This is a genomic window from Sphingobacterium sp. ML3W, from assembly GCF_029542085.1.
In the GTDB taxonomy this organism is placed as follows: Bacteria; Bacteroidota; Bacteroidia; order Sphingobacteriales; family Sphingobacteriaceae; genus Sphingobacterium.
On the sequence record NZ_CP107036.1, the window covers coordinates 5,004,104 to 5,022,321 of the forward strand.

The 18,218-nt window shown below is 40.6% G+C and carries 15 protein-coding genes; 9 read left to right on the forward strand and 6 right to left on the reverse strand.

The window, feature by feature from the left end; genetic code table 11:
• Positions 1–95: 95 nt before the first annotated feature.
• Positions 96–821 (reverse strand): YebC/PmpR family DNA-binding transcriptional regulator, encoded by a 726-nt coding sequence (locus OGI71_RS21150; RefSeq protein ID WP_120260406.1) that lies wholly within the window; start codon positions 819–821, stop codon positions 96–98.
• Positions 822–823: 2 nt separating this feature from the next.
• The gene (locus OGI71_RS21155) at positions 824–1,771 is read right to left on the reverse strand and encodes an NAD-dependent epimerase/dehydratase family protein (protein ID WP_223581435.1); all 948 of its coding nucleotides are present in this window, start codon (positions 1,769–1,771) and stop codon (positions 824–826) included.
• A 404-nt stretch (positions 1,772–2,175) separates the two neighbouring features.
• Between OGI71_RS21155 and OGI71_RS21160 the strand changes: the two genes are divergently transcribed.
• Entirely contained in the window at positions 2,176–3,165 is a 990-nt protein-coding gene (locus OGI71_RS21160) for an aspartate-semialdehyde dehydrogenase (protein ID WP_282251719.1), read from the forward strand.
• A 120-nt stretch (positions 3,166–3,285) separates the two neighbouring features.
• On the opposite strand, the gene def is transcribed toward OGI71_RS21160, so the two are convergent.
• Positions 3,286–4,512 carry a peptide deformylase gene (gene def / locus OGI71_RS21165; protein WP_282251722.1) on the reverse strand — a complete coding sequence of 409 codons (1,227 nt, stop codon included), beginning with the start codon at positions 4,510–4,512 and terminating at the stop codon, positions 3,286–3,288.
• 175 nt (positions 4,513–4,687) lie between these two features.
• On the opposite strand from def, the gene ruvX reads away from it, so the two are divergent.
• The 3 genes from ruvX to OGI71_RS21180 all read left to right on the forward strand — a co-directional run bounded on the left by ruvX (position 4,688) and on the right by OGI71_RS21180 (position 6,765).
• Complete coding sequence (ruvX, locus tag OGI71_RS21170) at positions 4,688–5,101, forward strand: Holliday junction resolvase RuvX (RefSeq protein ID WP_282251724.1); 414 nt, start codon at positions 4,688–4,690, stop codon at positions 5,099–5,101.
• A 139-nt stretch (positions 5,102–5,240) separates the two neighbouring features.
• A complete protein-coding gene (ybeY, locus tag OGI71_RS21175) occupies positions 5,241–5,669 on the forward strand; it encodes an rRNA maturation RNase YbeY (protein ID WP_282251726.1) in 429 nt (142 codons plus the stop codon).
• 319 nt (positions 5,670–5,988) lie between these two features.
• Positions 5,989–6,765, forward strand: a complete 777-nt coding sequence (locus tag OGI71_RS21180) for a class I SAM-dependent methyltransferase (protein WP_282251728.1) — start codon at positions 5,989–5,991, stop codon at positions 6,763–6,765.
• A gap of 67 nt (positions 6,766–6,832) precedes the next feature.
• On the opposite strand, the gene OGI71_RS21185 is transcribed toward OGI71_RS21180, so the two are convergent.
• Entirely contained in the window at positions 6,833–7,252 is a 420-nt protein-coding gene (locus OGI71_RS21185) for a nucleoside-diphosphate kinase (RefSeq protein WP_077437233.1), read from the reverse strand.
• Between the two features lie 301 nt (positions 7,253–7,553).
• On the opposite strand from OGI71_RS21185, the gene OGI71_RS21190 reads away from it, so the two are divergent.
• The 5 genes from OGI71_RS21190 to galK all read left to right on the forward strand — a co-directional run bounded on the left by OGI71_RS21190 (position 7,554) and on the right by galK (position 13,207).
• Positions 7,554–8,402 carry a 4-hydroxy-3-methylbut-2-enyl diphosphate reductase gene (locus tag OGI71_RS21190; protein WP_282251731.1) on the forward strand — a complete coding sequence of 283 codons (849 nt, stop codon included), beginning with the start codon at positions 7,554–7,556 and terminating at the stop codon, positions 8,400–8,402.
• Positions 8,403–8,482: 80 nt separating this feature from the next.
• Complete coding sequence (gene hemH, locus OGI71_RS21195; protein WP_282251733.1) at positions 8,483–9,517, forward strand: ferrochelatase; 1,035 nt, start codon at positions 8,483–8,485, stop codon at positions 9,515–9,517.
• A gap of 12 nt (positions 9,518–9,529) precedes the next feature.
• Positions 9,530–10,804, forward strand: coding sequence for a metallophosphoesterase (locus OGI71_RS21200; RefSeq protein ID WP_282256156.1), 1,275 nt, complete (start codon positions 9,530–9,532; stop codon positions 10,802–10,804).
• 199 nt (positions 10,805–11,003) lie between these two features.
• Entirely contained in the window at positions 11,004–12,053 is a 1,050-nt protein-coding gene (locus tag OGI71_RS21205; RefSeq protein WP_282251734.1) for a UDP-glucose--hexose-1-phosphate uridylyltransferase, read from the forward strand.
• 2 nt (positions 12,054–12,055) lie between these two features.
• Entirely contained in the window at positions 12,056–13,207 is a 1,152-nt protein-coding gene (gene galK / locus OGI71_RS21210; RefSeq protein WP_282251735.1) for a galactokinase, read from the forward strand.
• A gap of 95 nt (positions 13,208–13,302) precedes the next feature.
• Here galK and OGI71_RS21215 read toward each other — a convergent pair whose 3' ends face one another.
• Both OGI71_RS21215 and mfd read right to left on the reverse strand, forming a co-directional pair.
• Positions 13,303–14,493, reverse strand: a complete 1,191-nt coding sequence (locus OGI71_RS21215) for an aminotransferase class I/II-fold pyridoxal phosphate-dependent enzyme (RefSeq protein WP_282251736.1) — start codon at positions 14,491–14,493, stop codon at positions 13,303–13,305.
• A 202-nt stretch (positions 14,494–14,695) separates the two neighbouring features.
• Complete coding sequence (gene mfd, locus OGI71_RS21220) at positions 14,696–18,034, reverse strand: transcription-repair coupling factor (protein WP_282251738.1); 3,339 nt, start codon at positions 18,032–18,034, stop codon at positions 14,696–14,698.
• Positions 18,035–18,218 lie beyond the last annotated feature (184 nt).

Genomic DNA, 18,218 nt, shown 5'->3' on the forward strand with positions numbered 1-18,218 from the left:
ATTACAAATGTAGTAATTTTTCTGACGGCGCTGAGAGGCCTTTCTATAAAAAAAGAGCGACAAGCGCTCTTTTAGATATTTTTGAGATAAACAGCTTATGCCATATTATGGTATACCGCCTGAACATCGTCATCCTCTTCGATTTTATCGATCATCTTTAACACATCTGCTGCTTGTTCTTCAGTAATATCAGAGTGTGATAGAGCAATACGCTCCAATTTTGCTGAGCTTACTTCAATACCTTTCTCTTCTAGCAATTTTTGCATATTACCGAAATCTTCAAAAGAAGTCTGAACTACAGCAACATCATTGCCTTCTTCATCAGCTTCAACGTATAATTCTTCCAAACCACCATCGATAAGCTCCAGTTCCAACTCTTCAAGATCCAATTCGTCTGTAGCTGCAAAACGGAAAATGGACTTGCGATTGAAAATAAAATCCAAGGATCCTGTTTTTCCCAATGAACCTCCGGCTTTGGTAAAATAGCTGCGGATATTTCCTACAGTACGGTTGGTATTATCTGTCGCTGTTTCGATCAAAACCGGAACACCATGTGGGCCATAACCCTCATATACATATTCTTCGTAGCCTTTTGAATCTTTCTCTGAAGCACGTTTTATAGCCGCTTCAATACGATCTTTAGGCATATTTACAGCCTTAGCATTATGTATTGCTGTGCGAAGTCTCGAGTTGGTTTCAGGGTGAGGGCCGCTTTCTTTAACCGCCATAGCGATCTCTTTACCTAAACGTGTAAATTGCACGGCCATCTTAGCCCAGCGTTTGAATTTCCGCTCTTTTCTGAATTCGAAAGCTCTTCCCATTGTTATATTTTGTTTTTAAGATTCTCAATCATATCGACTGTCATCTTCTGGATGTCAAATTCTGGCTTCCAGTTCCAGTCTTTGCTTGCGTATGAATCATCCAGACTTGCAGGCCATGAATCGGCAATCTGCTGTCTTGGGTCATTCTCTACGTAAGAGATTGCAAAATTAGGAAGAATTTTTTTAATTTCTTGTGCGAGTTCTTTTGGAGTAAAAGTAATACCACCAAGATTATAGGCGTGGCGGATGCTCAGACTTTCCTGTGGTGCGTCCATCAGCTCAAGTGTGCCGCGGATGGCATCTTCCATATATAACATCGGTAATGCTGTATTCTCGGATAAGAAACATTCGTAAGTACCTGTTTTCAGCGCCTCATAAAATATATCAACAGCATAATCTGTCGTTCCACCTCCCGGTTCAGTCTTCCACGAGATAATACCTGGATATCTTACGCTACGGATATCCAATCCGCGGTGCTCCTGATACCATTCGATAAGACGCTCACCTGCAAGCTTGCTGATTCCATAGATCGTATTCGGATCCATAACACAGTATTGTTCCGTATTTACTTTTGGTGAGTGCGGACCGAAGACAGCAATGGAACTTGGCCAGAATATTCTTGAAACTTTATACGTAACAGCTAGATCAAGCACGTTGAGTAATCCATTCATATTAAGCTCCCAGGCTTTTTCAGGATATTTCTCTCCTGTTGCTGAAAGCATGGCTGCCAATAAATATACTTGAGTAGGTTTATATTTTTGAAACAATATGTCGAGACCATTTTTGTCAAGCACATTTGCAATTTCAAAATTCTCGTCGGGGCTTTTTGTTTGTGGTTCTCTGATGTCTGTGGTGACAACATTTTCTGCACCAAATTTTTTACGCAGAGCGATTGCCAATTCAGTACCGATTTGGCCGTTTGCACCAATGATAATAATGCTTTCTTTCATGATGCAAATATAACGGCTTTTCAGTATCTAGCAACTGTTTGATGCAAAGGATATCTTTCTAAAAATGTTAATTTATAGACTCTTGGCACTGTTTTTATGAGATTTTAAACCGTTTCAATCGTTTGTTCTGTTTTTTTGAACGAGCAGCGAAAATTTTTATTTTTTTTGAATTATCGTCACTTCAATTTTTTTAGTCAAATCCGCGGTTCGTGGCCAATAATTTTTTGGCTGGGGTAGAAAAAAACTGAGTCGTTGTGACTTTTTTAGCGGAATAAGCGATATTTTGTTATTTTAATATTGTAATTGGGGAATATTTTTTAAATTTGAAGAATTCATTCTTCAAGAATCAACTAAAAACAAATCAAATAACAAATTTTATATACACAATTTAAACACAGACAAAAATGAAAGTGGCAGTAGTCGGCGCAACAGGCCTTGTAGGTACTGAGATGCTAACCGTGTTGGCGGCGCGAAATTTCCCAGTAACAGAATTGATTCCAGTAGCTTCAGAGCGTAGCAAGGGTAAGGAAATTGAATTCAAGGGAAAGAAGTATAAGGTGGTTACACCATCTGAGGCTATTGCTTTGAAACCTGATGTTGCATTGTTCTCCGCTGGAGGTGATACATCTAAAGAATTTGCACCAAAATTTGCAGAAGCTGGAATTACAGTTATTGACAATTCTTCAGCATGGCGTATGGATCCGACCAAGAAATTGGTCGTTCCAGAAGTAAATGGCGATGTGTTATCTGCTGATGACAAGATCATCGCAAATCCAAATTGCTCAACTATTCAAATGGTGGTGGCGTTAAAACCATTGCATGATAAATATAAAATTAAGCGTGTCGTAGTTTCGACTTATCAGTCCGTAACAGGCACCGGAGTAAAAGCCGTTAACCAGTTGATGGACGAGCGCGCAGGTAAAGAAGGCGAAAAGGCTTATCCATATCAGATTGATTTGAATGTCATCCCACATATCGATGTATTCCAGGAAAATGGCTACACCAAAGAGGAAATGAAAATGATCTTGGAAACAAACAAAATCATGCGTGACGATTCAATCAAGGTAACAGCAACAACTGTGCGTATTCCAGTGATGGGCGGGCACTCCGAATCATTGAATATCGAATTTGAAAATGACTTTGATTTAAATGATGTACGTGCTGCATTAGCTGCTCAAAGTGGTTGTATCGTTGTTGATGATCCTGCTACTCTTCAATATCCAATGCCAAAAGATGCACATGGTAGAGATGAGGTTTTTGTAGGACGTATCCGTCGTGATGAATCGCAACCGAATACGTTAAATATGTGGGTAGTAGCAGACAACTTGCGTAAAGGTGCAGCAACAAATGCTGTTCAAGTTGCTGAACTATTGGCAGAAAAAGGATTGATCTAACTCAAGTAGATTCCATCATATTGAGCCCCCATGAAGCAGTTCATGGGGGCTCTTTTTATAGGTGCATTTGTGATTTTCGGAAGGACAGGTATATTTCCGCCAGATCCAATAAATCTGTTGCTATGGTGTCAAAGTCTTTGGCAGGATGGAAAAATCAATCTTATCATTTAGTGGTACATAGCTGTCTTTTTCCTGCTCTTCCAGACGGTCAGGAAATAATATTCCGAAGAGGTGATCTGTTTCATGTTGGAAAATAACTGCTGTAAATCCTTCAATATTTTCTTCAATAACTTTTCCCTCCTGATTGATGTATTGTAAACGGATCGCATAGCTCCGCAGAACATCTTCTTTGCGATTTGGGATGGATAGACAGCCTTCTGTACCCTTCCGTTTTAGCTTTGAACGCCACAGGATTTTTGGGTTTACATAAAACTCGAAAGGTTGTTCTGGCTTGTCAAACCGTTGCACCCAGATCAGGTTTTTGTTGATCCCAATTTGAGGTGCCGCTATTCCTACCCCTGGATGATTTGGATCCCGAACGGTTGCAAACATCCGCTTTGAAAGTGTTTCTAACAGTGGGTCATTGTACTTAACATCACTGCTTGTCGCTTTCAATACCTTTAGATCTTTTTCATCGGTAGTTTGTAATACACGAAGAATTGTGTTTTCATCACCTGATAGAATAATCTTCTTGTCAGCTTCTGTAAATTCCTGTCCGGCATTCAGGTTGACCGGCCGTTCATTCTTCGCTTTATGAAAGGCTTTTTCTCCTGCCATAATTTTTGTTTCTAAATTGTTTTCTACTGGGGGAACTGGACAACGATAACCGTTGCTATAGGCGCAATAAGGATTGTAAGCCTTATTAAAATCTATTTCAATGGTACTACCCTTGATGTCATCCGTGGACAGGTCGATATACCGTCCACCACTATAACTCTCCTGGCCGTTTGTCTGATCTAAAAATGGTAAAAATAAATGTTTTTTGTAGGCAGGATTTTGAAATAAGGCCACACTTTGGTAAATATTTAATGTCCTTTCAGCCCCATTCAATTGAAATGTCACAATCGCATAGCGTTTGTACTCATTGCTGGTACCGTCATAGGTTGGCATACGAAATACAGGTTCATCAAATAAGACCTCTATCTTAGCTTTAGCCTTATAGTTAGGGCTTATAGGAAAGTAATCTAAAGATGCCACTTGATCGGCTTTCAATGGGCCAAATTGCTCTTTGGCCAATTCCAAAGCTTTTTCCTTGCGCTGAGCCAAAATTTGTTGCTCATAATTGCTCTGGGCATGACCATATAGGCAAAATGCAACAAAAAGGCTGGCAATAACTGTTTTTCTCATTTATATTTTAAATAGTCTATCAAAGTTATAGCTTTTTTAGTGAATTCAGGTTTTACACAGTAAAAAATAAAAAAATGATGACACTTCATAGGCCTATAGCGTGTAGAAGCAGAATCTCAATACGCATATCTTGATACTCAAATCTAAATTGTACTTTTGTAAAAAACGATTTTCCATGAGGTTAATGGCATTTGATTACGGTACAAAACGAATTGGGGTTGCGGTGACGGATCCGATGCAAATTATTGCTACGGCACTGACAACAATACATCCGCAGGATATTTGGACTTTTCTAACGGATTACCTCCAAACGGAACAGATCGAAACATTCGTTGTCGGTAAGCCCAAACAGCTGGACGGATCGGATTCGGAGTCAGCTTCGCATGTGGTCGGGTTTATGCGCAAATTGAAAAAGACCTATCCTACCATCCCAGTTGTGGAAATCGATGAACGGTTTACTTCAAAAATGGCCTCTGCAGCCATCGCTCAAAGTGGAAAGAAGAAAAAGGACCGTCAACAGAAAGGCCTGGTTGACACCGTCTCTGCGACAATTATCTTGCAAAGCTATATGGAGGGTCGGAATTTTTAAATACGAATTTTATGGCATGAGCCGCTAGCGTTAGATGACTCGTTTATTGATGGAGCAATGTCGATTTTAATAGCATATTGTCCATTTAAGCGATGAAATCAAGCCGGGTATAACGGGTTCACTTAATACAAAGTTATAGATGAAAAGCATATTATTTTTTACAGAAGACATAGATTTCAAATTAAAAGAAAAAGGTAAGATTCGTCAATGGATCGCTGATGCGATTAAAGGTGAGGGATTTAAACGCATAGGCGAGCTGAGTTTTATCCTCTGTTCGGATGCCTATCTGTTGGAGATCAATAAAGAATACCTGAACCACGATACGTATACCGACATCGTGACTTTTGATTCATCAGAGGATGAAGATACCATTGCTGGCGATATTTTTATCAGCGTGGAACGTATCCAGGAAAATGCACAAAAATTTAAGGTTGGTGAACGTGATGAGTTGCATCGCGTCATTATTCACGGTGTCATGCACCTTTGTGGATATCCGGACAAAAAGCCAGCCGATAAAGCAAAGATGACGGCTAAAGAAGATGAATATCTAGGAAAAAGAAATTTCTAGTTTAATTATAATCCAATGTCAGTGGGGGTGTCCAAAAGAAACGGATACCCTATTTTTTTATTCATATCCTCCTAGAGCCTCATTTCAGCAGTTCAATTCTCCAGCGAGGCACTTTTCCTTTTTTGACAGCTTCTTGTTCATCTTTTTATACAAGTGAACGGTCATTTCTGTCTCAAATCTTCCCAGCTGAGGAATGCCTAATTATAAGGTATATATGTGAATATCTCATAAGTTTTTCCGGCAAAAAAAACTTGACTTTTCGATTATATTTAATTAGCTTCAAAACACAAATTGTCTAAACCATTTATTTGTGTCTAATATGAACGAATTAGAGGAATATTTCCGAAATAACAATGCGAAGCTGATAAACAAATGGATGCATTATTTCGACGTATATGATCGTCATTTCCGTCGATTTAAAGATAAAGAGATTGTTGTGCTTGAAATAGGTGTCTTTCAGGGTGGAAGCCTCCAGATGTGGAAGAAATATTTTGGCGACAAAGCAAAAATCTATGGGGTAGACATCAACCCCAACTGTAAAGAACTAGAAGAGGAGAATGTAGAAATATTTATCGGATCTCAGTCAGACCGTAAATTTCTACGTAAAGTAAAAGAATCGATCCCGCCAATAGATATCCTGATAGATGATGGCGGGCATACCATGCTGCAACAGATTATTACATTTGAAGAGTTATTTGGACATGTAAAAGAGGATGGTGTCTATCTATGCGAAGATTTGCACACCTCTTACCAAGTTTTTTATGGTGGTGGGCATAAGCGGAATGGCACTTTTATCGAATACAGTAAGAATTTTATTGATTACATCAATGCCCATCATTCAGAACAACGTGGACTAAAGGTTAATGAATTTACACGGTCGGTCAACTCCTTGCATTATTACGATAGCATACTGGTTGTTGAGAAACATAAAATGCAGCCGCCAACACATATGAGAACGGGTAATGCTACAGTACAGGACTTTGATGCTCCGCCAACAGGGATAAGTGGATTAAAGTGGAAGATTAAGAAGCCGGCGCTAACAGTGATCAATAAATTCCTCCGTTTTTTTAGGATTGGAGGATTTATGTGGAGATAAGAAAACGATAATACACAAAAAAAGCGCTGTACAAAGTACAACGCTTTTTTTATAGCATTGCTAATGACTAAAATCTTTCAAATTGAGAGAAGAAGAAGTTACCTTCGATAGCCGCATTTTCATCAGAATCAGATCCGTGGATAGCGTTAGCATCGATAGATTTAGCATATTTGTTACGGATTGTACCTTCAGCTGCGTCAGCAGGATTAGTAGCGCCGATTAATGTACGGAAATCTTCAACGGCATTGTCTTTTTCTAAGATTGCAGCAACGATAGGACCTGAAGTCATGAATTCTACCAATTCACCGTAGAAAGGACGTTCTTTGTGCACTGCGTAAAATGCGCCAGCAGTTTCTTTTGATAATTGAATGTATTTCATTGCAATGATTTTGAAACCACCAGCAATAATATCGTTTAAGATTGCACCGATGTGACCGTTCGCTACTGCGTCAGGTTTAATCATCGTAAAAGTTCTGTTAGTTGCCATTATTTTAATTTTTTTGCAAACTTAGATAAATTGCTTTTTATATGCAATATAATTAGGTTTATATAAAAAACAATTTATTCACCTTCGTGTGTTAACTAGCGTTACACATGGTCATGAAACAAGTCTCAGTTTAACTCTGCTGAACCCGCAAGTTGTGCCTCCCTCTGTCACTGGCAATCTTTTTGCCGTGGAGAATGTAATAAGTTCATAGGCAATTGATAATGAAAGGAAATAAAAAATCAACTGTAAACAAATCTATAAGATAAATATATTCGATACGAATATGTAACTTTGTAATGTTATGGCATTAAATCTAACAGTAGACATCGATAAGGATTCCGGCTTTTGCTTTGGAGTGGTATACGCTATAGATATGGCAGAGGAGATTTTGGAAGAGGATGGTTACCTCTATTGTCTTGGTGACATTGTACACAATGACGAAGAAGTAGCCCGATTGAAAGCCAAAGGACTGCGTATTATTGATCATGCTGCGCTGCCTACACTACAAAACGAGAAGGTGCTGATCCGTGCACATGGTGAAGCCCCCGAAACCTATCGTACAGCTTTAGAAAACAATATTACGCTAATTGATGCCTCTTGTCCAGTCGTACTCAAATTGCAGAATAGGATCAAAACCTCGTTTGACCAGGAGGAAAAGATCTTGATCTTTGGAAAACATGGGCATGCGGAGGTCATCGGCCTACAGGGACAGACAAATAACGAAGCACTCGTATTTCAGGATATAGCTGAGTTGGATGATGCTGATTTGCCAGCTTCATTTACGCTCTATAGTCAGACAACAAAAAGTGTGGATAAATTCTACGCCATCAAAGATGAGTTGATCAAAAGAGGGTATGAGGTCAAGGCCAATGACACTATCTGTAGACAAGTATCTAACAGATATGAGGATCTTGGTGCCTTTGCTCGACAATATGATAAAATTGTTTTTGTATCCGGTAAAAAGTCTTCCAATGGAAAGGTTTTGTTTGAAGTATGCCAAAAAGCCAATCCTGAAAGTTACTTTATCTCCGACCCTGCCGAACTGGATGCGTCAGTTTTTAGGACCGGTGACCGTATTGGTATATGCGGAGCAACCTCAACACCAATGTGGCTGATGAAAGATGTAAAAGCGAGCCTGGAAGCACTCTAACCTAGTTTACCCGTCATAGATATTTCATATTATCGCGAGTGAATCTGCAGTACATGCTTTTTTGTTTATTTTTGTAGGCTATGAGCAATAAAGCCAAAAAAGGTATTCTTTTAGTACAATTAGGTACACCCGATAGTCCAACTACTCCAGACGTAAAGAAATATTTGACCGAATTCTTAATGGATCCCCGCGTCATAGATATTCCTTATTTTCAACGGACATTATTGGTAAAAGGAATTATTGCTCGTACCCGCGCACCAAAATCAGCAAAAATTTACGAAACAATCTGGGACAAGGAAACCGGCTCTCCCTTGATGCATTACAGTATATTGCAACGGGACCTATTGCAGGAGTCTCTAGGGGAGGAGTATCATGTGGAGTTGGCCATGCGTTACCAAAATCCATCCATAGAAGCTGCACTGAGCAAGATGGAGGGGATGCTGCTCGAATCCGTTCGCGTTATTCCATTATTCCCACAATATGCATCGGCGACATCAGGCTCGGTAATAGACCGTGTGATGGAGTTGATCCGCAAATGGAACTATTTGCCTGAAATTAGTTTTGTAAGCAATTTCTGCACGGATGACTTAATGGCTGAAACGTTTGCAGACCATGCCAGAAAACACGATCTTACACATTTCGACCACTTTGTGTTTAGCTATCATGGCCTTCCCGTCAGGCAGCTGGGTAAGGTGGATCCCACAGGCAAACTAAAATGCCCTGAATCAGGTTGTGATTCCTGCAAAACAAATGTCAACGCATATTGTTATGTTTCTCAGTGTTATGCGACGACGCGGACCATTGTTGAAAAACTAGGCTTGCAAAAAGAACAATACTCCCTGTGCTTCCAATCCCGTTTGGGCAAAGAGCCGTGGATTCAACCCTATACTTCCGATCTGTTGCATGACCTCGCTAGTAAAGGCTATAAAAAATTACTGGTCTTCAGTCCGGCATTTGTGGCAGACTGTATAGAGACTATCGATGAAATTGGTGTGGAATATGCTAGTGAATTCAAGGATTTAGGTGGAGAGGAAGTCTGTTTGGTCGAAAGTCTCAATGACGATCCCAAATGGATTGCATCTCTGAAGCAATTGGCACTCAATGCCAAAAATTAAAACGAATTAATGATGTTGTTAGTAAATGCATGTGTTTTACTCATTCTAGATTTTTATATCTTTTTTGCCCTTCGTGCTACGAAGATTAAATTTCCCAAAACAAAAATATTCGCCGTGTTATGGTGGTCGTATTCGGCCCTATTATTATTAGGTGTTTTTATATCTGCCAAATATAACATTCCATTGATTGTACGATCTGTTATTTTGGTTGGATTCTTTCTGACAGCAGCTTCAAAGATATTCTTCTTTTTGATTTTATTGATTGATGATATCCGTCGTGGTGGAGTCTGGGTCAAACGCTTGTTCAGCAAGAAAGAATCCGTTGAGGATGTTGTTGAAGATGCTGGCGATCCATTACCCGAAAATCCGGTCAAAGGCATCAGTCGATCCGAATTTTTGACCAAAGCGGGTATTTTAATTGGGGCCTCACCACTGATTCCATTAAGCTGGGGTATTATTTCTGGCGCATACGATTACCGCGTGAGACGTGTACCTTTATATTTACCTAATCTTCCGAAAGCTTTTCATGGCATGACTATCGCACAGATATCAGATGTACACTCGGGATCCTTCTATAACAAGACCGCTGTAACAGGTGGAGTCGATATGTTACTGAAAGAAAAAGCGGATGTAACATTCTTTACGGGGGATATCGTGAACGCTCAAGCATCTGAAATGCGCGAATACCAAGATATCTTTGCGCGTGTGAAGTCTGATTTAGGGGTATTCTCAACTTTGGGTAACCATGATTATGGTGATTACTATTATGGAAAAGAAGATTCTCCCGAGAAGCGGAAAAATTTAAAGGATGTGATTGATGTTCATAAAGTGATGGGCTGGGATCTATTAATGGATGAAAACCGCAAGATTAAAGTCGATGGTGAAGAGCTCTGTATCGTTGGGGTGCAGAACTGGGGAACAGGTCGTTTCCCAAAACATGGCGATATCAAAAAGGCATTGATGGGAACTGAGGAACAGTCCGTTAAGTTATTATTGTCCCATGACCCTTCTCATTGGCGCGCACAAGTATTGGATACTGATGTCGATGTGATGTTTGCAGGCCATACCCATGGTATGCAGTTCGGTGTACGCGCTGAAATGTTGCAATGGAGTCCTGTACAATATATTTATAAAGAATGGGCTGGATTATATCGTGCACAAGAAAACAAACGGTTATATGTCAATGTCGGTTATGGATTCTTAGGATATCCCGGTCGTGTTGGTATCCTGCCTGAAATTACAATCTTTGAGTTGATTAAAGGGCAAGATCCGAAATTTAAGGCTTAGTTTACTTTATGGAGGCCGTGGTCGTTCCGACCTTTGGCTTACTTAACCCTAGAAATGGCTAACCATACAGTGGGAAGATGACGTCGTTAGTTTTTTTTAAGCTTTAAAGGATTCATCTTTAGATAATTTTACTTTTTAATTTTAACTTTTTACTTAAAAAAGCTAATATTGTGTATTCTGTACACCAGTTATACATAACATGCAATCAACTTTAAACTTTGGGGACTCTCCTCACACACGCGTTAATATTCTTACCGGGGAAAAAGTACTTGTGTCTCCACATCGCAGCAAGCGGCCATGGCAAGGACAAGTAGAAGATCTGCCTGGCGATGATAGACCAGCTTATGATCCCAAATGCTATTTGTGCCCTACAAATAAACGGGCAGATGGGGATATCAATCCAGATTATAAAGAAAGCTTTGTTTTCGTCAACGATTTTTCGGCATTATTGAAAGATACTAGCCAACAGGAATTTAATGAGGACGAATTGTTTATTGCAGAGACCGAAAAAGGAATCTGTAAAGTTATTGCTTTTACACCACGCCATGACCTCACCTTGCCCGAAATGGAACAATCAGCTATAAAGGCTGTGGTTGATCTCTGGCAGAAGGAATTTGAGGAACTTTCCAAGGTGGAATGGATCCGCTATATTCAGATTTTTGAAAATAAAGGTGCTATCATGGGTTGTAGTAATCCACATCCACATGGGCAGATCTGGTCACAAAATCATTTACCGGTAGAGATCCAGAAAGAATGTGTTCAGCAGAAAAGATATTTCGACAAATATCAGCGTACCCTATTAGCTGAATATATCAAAGCCGAACTAAAAAAAGAAGAGCGCATTATTGATGAAAATGATTCTTTTGTCTCTTTAGTGCCTTTTTGGGCCGCTTGGCCTTATGAAGCCATGATTGTCAGCAAGAGAGCTGTGCAGAATATTACCGGATTTGACGAAAAGGAAAAGGAAGATCTTGCAGCGATACTTAAGTTATTGACTACACGTTATGATAACCTTTTCAAAACATCTTTTCCTTATTCTGCGGGTATGCACCAAGCTCCAGTTAATGATGGGGACCATCCGGAATGGCATTGGCATATGCATTTCTATCCACCCTTATTGCGCTCGGCAACAGTCAAAAAATTTATGGTCGGATACGAGATGCTCGCTAATCCACAACGGGATATTACACCTGAAGTCGCCGCTGAACAATTGCGGAATTGTGCTACTAAACATTATAAATCTAAGTAAGAATGATCGCAAAAGAAACTATAGTAAATAAATTTAAAAGCTTATATCAGGAAGAACCCATTGTGGTTTCCTCTCCGGGCCGGATTAATATTATTGGCGAACATACCGATTATAACGATGGTTTTGTATTACCTGCAGCTATCGACAAGGCTATTTATGTTGCTGTCAGCAGACGTACTGATGATGATATCGTGTTGTATGCTGAAGACTATCAAGAAAGCCATGAAGTCAAATTAACGGATATCGCTATTTCAGACAAGCATTGGCCGAATTATATTCTCGGTGTAGTGGATCAATACCAAAAAAGAGGTGCCGTATTGGGTGGGTTTAATCTTTATATTGATGGTGATGTGCCATTGGGTGCCGGCTTATCTTCTTCAGCAGCAGTAGAATGTGCTGTTACTTTAGCCCTTAGTGAGTTGTTTCAATTAAATGTGGAACAGATTGATATCCCACAAATTGCACAAAAAGCAGAGCATACCTATGCTGGCGTGATGTGTGGTATCATGGATCAATTTGCGTCGGCCTTTGGTAAAGAAAAAAATGTCATTAAGCTGGATTGTCGCTCCTTGGGATTTGAATACGTGCCACTTGACCTCAAAGGTTATGAGGTGGTCCTATTAAATACAAACGTGAAACACTCCCTTGCTTCGACGGCTTACAATACACGTAGAGAGCAATGTGAGCAGGCATCGGCATGGGTAAGGGAGCAATATCCGGAGGTGAAAAATCTGCGAGACGTTACAGTGGACATGCTGGATGAACTGGTTAAAGATAAAGATGCAGATATCTATGCCAAAGCAAGTTTTGTTGTCCGTGAAAATGAAAGGGTAGAGAAGTCTTGCGAAGCATTACGTTCAGGGGATATTGAACAGTTGGGACAATATATTTTTCAGAGTCATGAGGGCTTGAGCAAAGTATATGAGGTCAGTTGCCCCGAATTGGATTATCTGGTTGATTATGTCAAACAATTCCCCGAAGTCATTGGTGCACGGATGATGGGCGGCGGCTTCGGTGGCTGCACAATCAATATTGTTAAAGAAGGTGCCGTTGCATCAATTTTGCCAACCTTGGAGAAAGAATATCAACAAAAATTTGATAAGGAACTTTCAGTCATCCGGGTAGAAATTGCGAATGGTACGCGTGTACTTTAGCTAATAAACGGATAAAACAGAACAGAGCGGACAGTCTATAATAAGTGTCCGCTCTCTTCTATTTTATGGGATTAAAGCGGAGCCCCCGCCCGAATTTAGTCAAGTTTCCTCAGCGCCTGCTCTATGTCTTCAATTAAATCTGCTATATTTTCAATACCAACTGAGATACGCAGCATGCCCAAAGTAATACCGGAGGCTTTCTTCTGTGCTTGTGTGTGATGGCCGCCCCACATGCTGGCTGGATGTACAATAAGCGATTCAACACCACCCAAACTGGCGGCATTGATAAATATTTCCAGGTTGTTAATTAAAGATTGTGCATTTTTGAAGGCCTGCTCTTCATCCTGTCCATCAACTTCAATACAGACCATTCCTGAAAAGCCGCGCATCTGGCGAGCCGCCAGTTCATACTGGGGGTGGCTGGAAAGCCCCGGATAACTTACGTTCTTAATCTTAGGATGCCGATCAAGGAAGCTAGCGAGTTCTAACGCATTTGAATTGATTTGTTTGACACGTAGACTCAGCGTTTTCAGTCCGCGGAGCAACAGCCAAGAATCCAATGGTGCCAGGGACGCACCCAGAGCAACACTGCGTTTCCATACTTTTGCAATATAGTCATGACTTCCACAGACAATGCCAGCCGTTAGATCGCTATGCCCGCCCAAATATTTCGTGGCACTATGAACAACAATATCAATCCCAAAGTCTCGCGGTGTCTGGTTTATGGGGGATGCAAAGGTATTGTCAACCATACTCAAAATATCATGTTGCTTAGCTAATTCACCTACGGCCTTTAGATCCGTAATATTTAAATTGGGATTGGAAGGAGTTTCGATATAGATCAGCTTGGTATTTGCCTGAATAGCCCGGGCAAAGGCTGCGGTATCCGTTTGGTCCACGGCTGTGACGGTGATGCCATAGTCGTTCAGAAATTCTTTAAAAAAAATAGCTGTTCCTGAGTAATGGGCAAGCTGTGCAACGATATGGTCACCGGATTTCACAATAGCTAATATAGCTGTACTGATAGCGGCCATGCCCGTAGCAAATACGAGTGCATCTTCTGTTTTCTCCAGTTTGGCGACTACCGCCGCAACTTGGCTATTTGTTGGATTGCCATGACGGTGATAAAAGTAAGGATGCTTGGGTTCGGTCGCTGCCTTGATGTATTCCGTGGGATCACTGTCGGCAATATAAGTTGATGTCTGAAAGATAGGAGCCGTTACAGCAGCAGTTGAATTGAAGTGTTGTCCTTCATGGATGAGTATCGTTTCGGTATTGGATGCCATGCTAATTTTTATTGATAAGTGTCCTTTTTTTAGCTTCAATAAACACATCACATATATGTCTGTTCCTGATAGCCAATAAGAGCCTTCAATATCCTTTCATTGCACTTGGCGCAGATTGCTATAGGAAGGTTTCTTGTATACCCAAATATAAATAAAATCTACACAATAAGTAGATTTTATTTATAGCTGAGTGCCAAGAGTATTATGATAACATCTGTTTGAGTAGGTTTAGCGCGTAGCTTATTGTATTTACATTACTTAGCGCAAGGCGAAGCTGCCCTTTAACCTCTTTGAGATTGCTGATTTCAGGGTGGGACTGCACAAAAGACAGGACCCGACCAAATTGATCCGATTCGAAATAACTCGATTTTGGGTTATTGACAAAATATCCTTTTAAAGTATTCTTCTTATAAGATATCTTTTCGAACCCAATTGTTTTTCCAAACCATTGCAGACGTAAAGTATTGAATAGTTCGAATACTTCGTGCGGGATCGGGCCAAAGCGGTCTTCGAGTTCTTTCTCAAATGCCGCCAGCTGCTGTTCGTTATCGAGTTTGGAAAGCTCCGTATAGAGATTATAGCGTTCGGTGATATTCGTTACGTACTCATCGGGGATTAATACTTCAAGATCTGTGTCTATTTGTGTAAAATTAACATATTTGCGTTCTTGTTCATCCGCAAACACCTCCGAGAACTCATCGTCTTTCAGTTCTTGGATGGCTTCATCCAAGATTTTGTGATACATTTCAAAACCTATTTCAGCAATAAAACCCGATTGTTCTCCGCCCAGTAGATTGCCTGAACCCCGGATATCTAAGTCTCGCATGGCAACATTGAATCCCGAACCTAGTTCTGAGAATTCCTCTATCGCCGAAAGCCGTTTGTATGCCTCCGATGTTAATGTCGATAATGGTGGACTCAATAAATAACAGAAGGCTTTTTTATTCGAACGACCTACACGGCCCCGCATCTGGTGAAGGTCACTCAAACCGAACATATGCGCATGGTTGATGATAATGGTATTGGCATTCGGAATATCCAGACCTGCTTCAATAATCGTAGTTGCGATAAGTACATCAAAATCATGGTTGATGAATTTGAGCATCACGTCTTCCAATTCATCACCCTCCAGCTGACCATGGGCCACACCAACACGTGCCCCGGGTACGAGCTTGCGGATTAAATTGCCCAATTGAGGAAGGTCAGCCACGCGGTTATGAATAAAGAAAACCTGTCCGCCTCGATCGAGTTCATAACTGACTGCTTCACCGATCAATGATTCATTAAATACGTGAAGCTCGGTCTGTACCGGTTGACGATTGGGTGGAGGAGTAGATATAATGCTTAGATCTCGCGCTCCCATCAAGGAGAAATGCAATGTCCTTGGGATAGGGGTTGCTGTTAAGGTCAACGAGTCCACATTGGCGCGCATAGCCTTTAACTTCTCTTTCGCGGCAACACCAAATTTCTGCTCCTCATCAATAATCATCAAACCCAGATCCTTGAACTTGACATCCTTACTCACCAAGCGATGCGTACCGATAATAATATCTATTTTTCCTTCCGCAAGACGAGTCAAAGTATCCTTGATCTGCTTCGTCGTTTTAAAACGGTTGATGTAGTCAATATTGCATGGAAGCCCTTTTAGGCGCTCTGTAAATGTACGGTGATGCTGTAATGCTAAGATGGTTGTTGGAACTAACACAGCAACTTGTTTGCTATCTGCAACGGCTTTAAATGCTGCCCGGATGGCAACTTCTGTCTTTCCAAATCCGACATCACCACAGATCAACCGGTCCATTGGATGTGGCGATTCCATATCTTTTTTTACATCTGCAGTAGCCTTTTCCTGATCTGGGGTATCCTCATAGATAAACGATGCCTCCAGTTCATTCTGCAAATAGCTGTCTGGAGAGAAGGCATTCCCATGCTGAGCCTTCCGTTTTGCATAGAGCATAATCAGGTCACGGGCAATATCCTTGACCTTCTTCTTGGTCGTTTTCTTTAATTTATCCCAGGCATCCGTACCGAGCTTGTTCATTTTCGGAACCGTACCCTCCTTGCCCGAATATTTTGAAATCCGGTTTAACGAGTTGATATTGACATAAAGCAAATCATTGTCTGCATAGATCAGCCGGATCATCTCCTGTGACTTGCCGTTGACATCGACCTTTTCAAGACCGCCATATCGGCCCACACCATGATCAATATGGGTGATAAAATCTCCGGGTTTAAGATCCCGTAGATCTTTTAGCGTGATTGCCTGCGAACGTTCGTATGCTTTTTTTCGTTTGTATTTGTAGTACCTGTCAAATATCTGATGATCAGTATAACAAGCAAATTTCAAGCTGTCATCCCTAAAGCCTTCACGCAATGCTTTATGAATAGGGATAAACGTAGCCGCTTTGTCAAGATCCTCCAATATCGTATAGATCCGTTCAACCTGTTTCGTTGAATCCGAAAAGATCAGATTCTGGATCCGATGGCTCTCATTTTCCTTGAAATTATGGATCAGCAGATTAAAGTCTTTATTAAAAGATGGTTGTGGATGAATATCAAACTTGATCGTGACTTCCCCCTTATAGAAAAACTGTTTTCCAAATTCAATGATCGGGAAATCAAAAAATAGGGCATTGAGGTTTTTCTCATCGGTAAATTCATACTCTGGATTATGCCATTCCGGATTATCTTTTTTCTGTTTATCGGTCAGACTGGCCCAAAGTTGTTTCGCTTTTTTCAACCCGTCCTTGACAATATCCAGTGTAAACTGGGCATCTTTAATCCAGATGGAAGCCCCCTGATCGATATATTCCAATAAGGAAATGTGCTGCGAGGTCAGGAACTTGGCCTGAACATTCGGAACAATGGTAACCTTATGGATTTTATTGACCGAGAGCTGAGATTCAATGTCAAATGTTCGAATGCTTTCGATATCATCGCCAAAGAATTCGATGCGGTAGGGAAGGTCATTCGAGAAAGAAAAAATATCTACGATACCACCTCGTATTGCAAATTGCCCAGGTTCATAGACAAAATCTACACGTTCGAAATCATATTCGATCAAAAACTCATTGATAAAATCAATACTTAAAGCAGTGTTTTCTGTAATCTCCAGCGTGTTTTTCTCCAGATCGGTACGATTGATTACCTTTTCAGCAATTGCTTCCGGGTAGGTGACTACCATCTTTGGTAATTCAGACGTATGATTGAGCGAACTTAATGTTTCAGCACGCTGTAGTACGTTTGCCGAATCCGTCTGTGTGAAATCAAAAGCTTTTCGGTAAGAAGAGGGGAAAAAAAGTACCTGTTTGTCCAATAAGCTTTCCAGGTCACTCAGAAAGTAGGAGGCATCTTCATGCGTTGGCAAAATAAAGACCATTGGACGCTCCTGCAATTTGTAGGATGAGACGGCAATGAATGCATCCGAAGAACCGATAAGACCTTTCAGTTGAATCTTTGGATTTTTGGACTGCATAGCCTTTGTAAGCGACTGGACTGATTCGCTTTGGCTGTATTTTTCTAGTATTTCTTGAATTCCCACGAGCAAAAATTTCGAATAATTGCGAATTTAATTAATTCCTCGAAAGTATATGGTATATTGTGCTAAATTTTTTGGTAAAAAAACTTGTCGAAAAGATAACTTTTGCTACCGGGACAAAAAGGGAATATCCCATGAATGGCGAGCGAGAGTATTTTGGCAAACGACCAGTTGTGCTGCCTCTCAT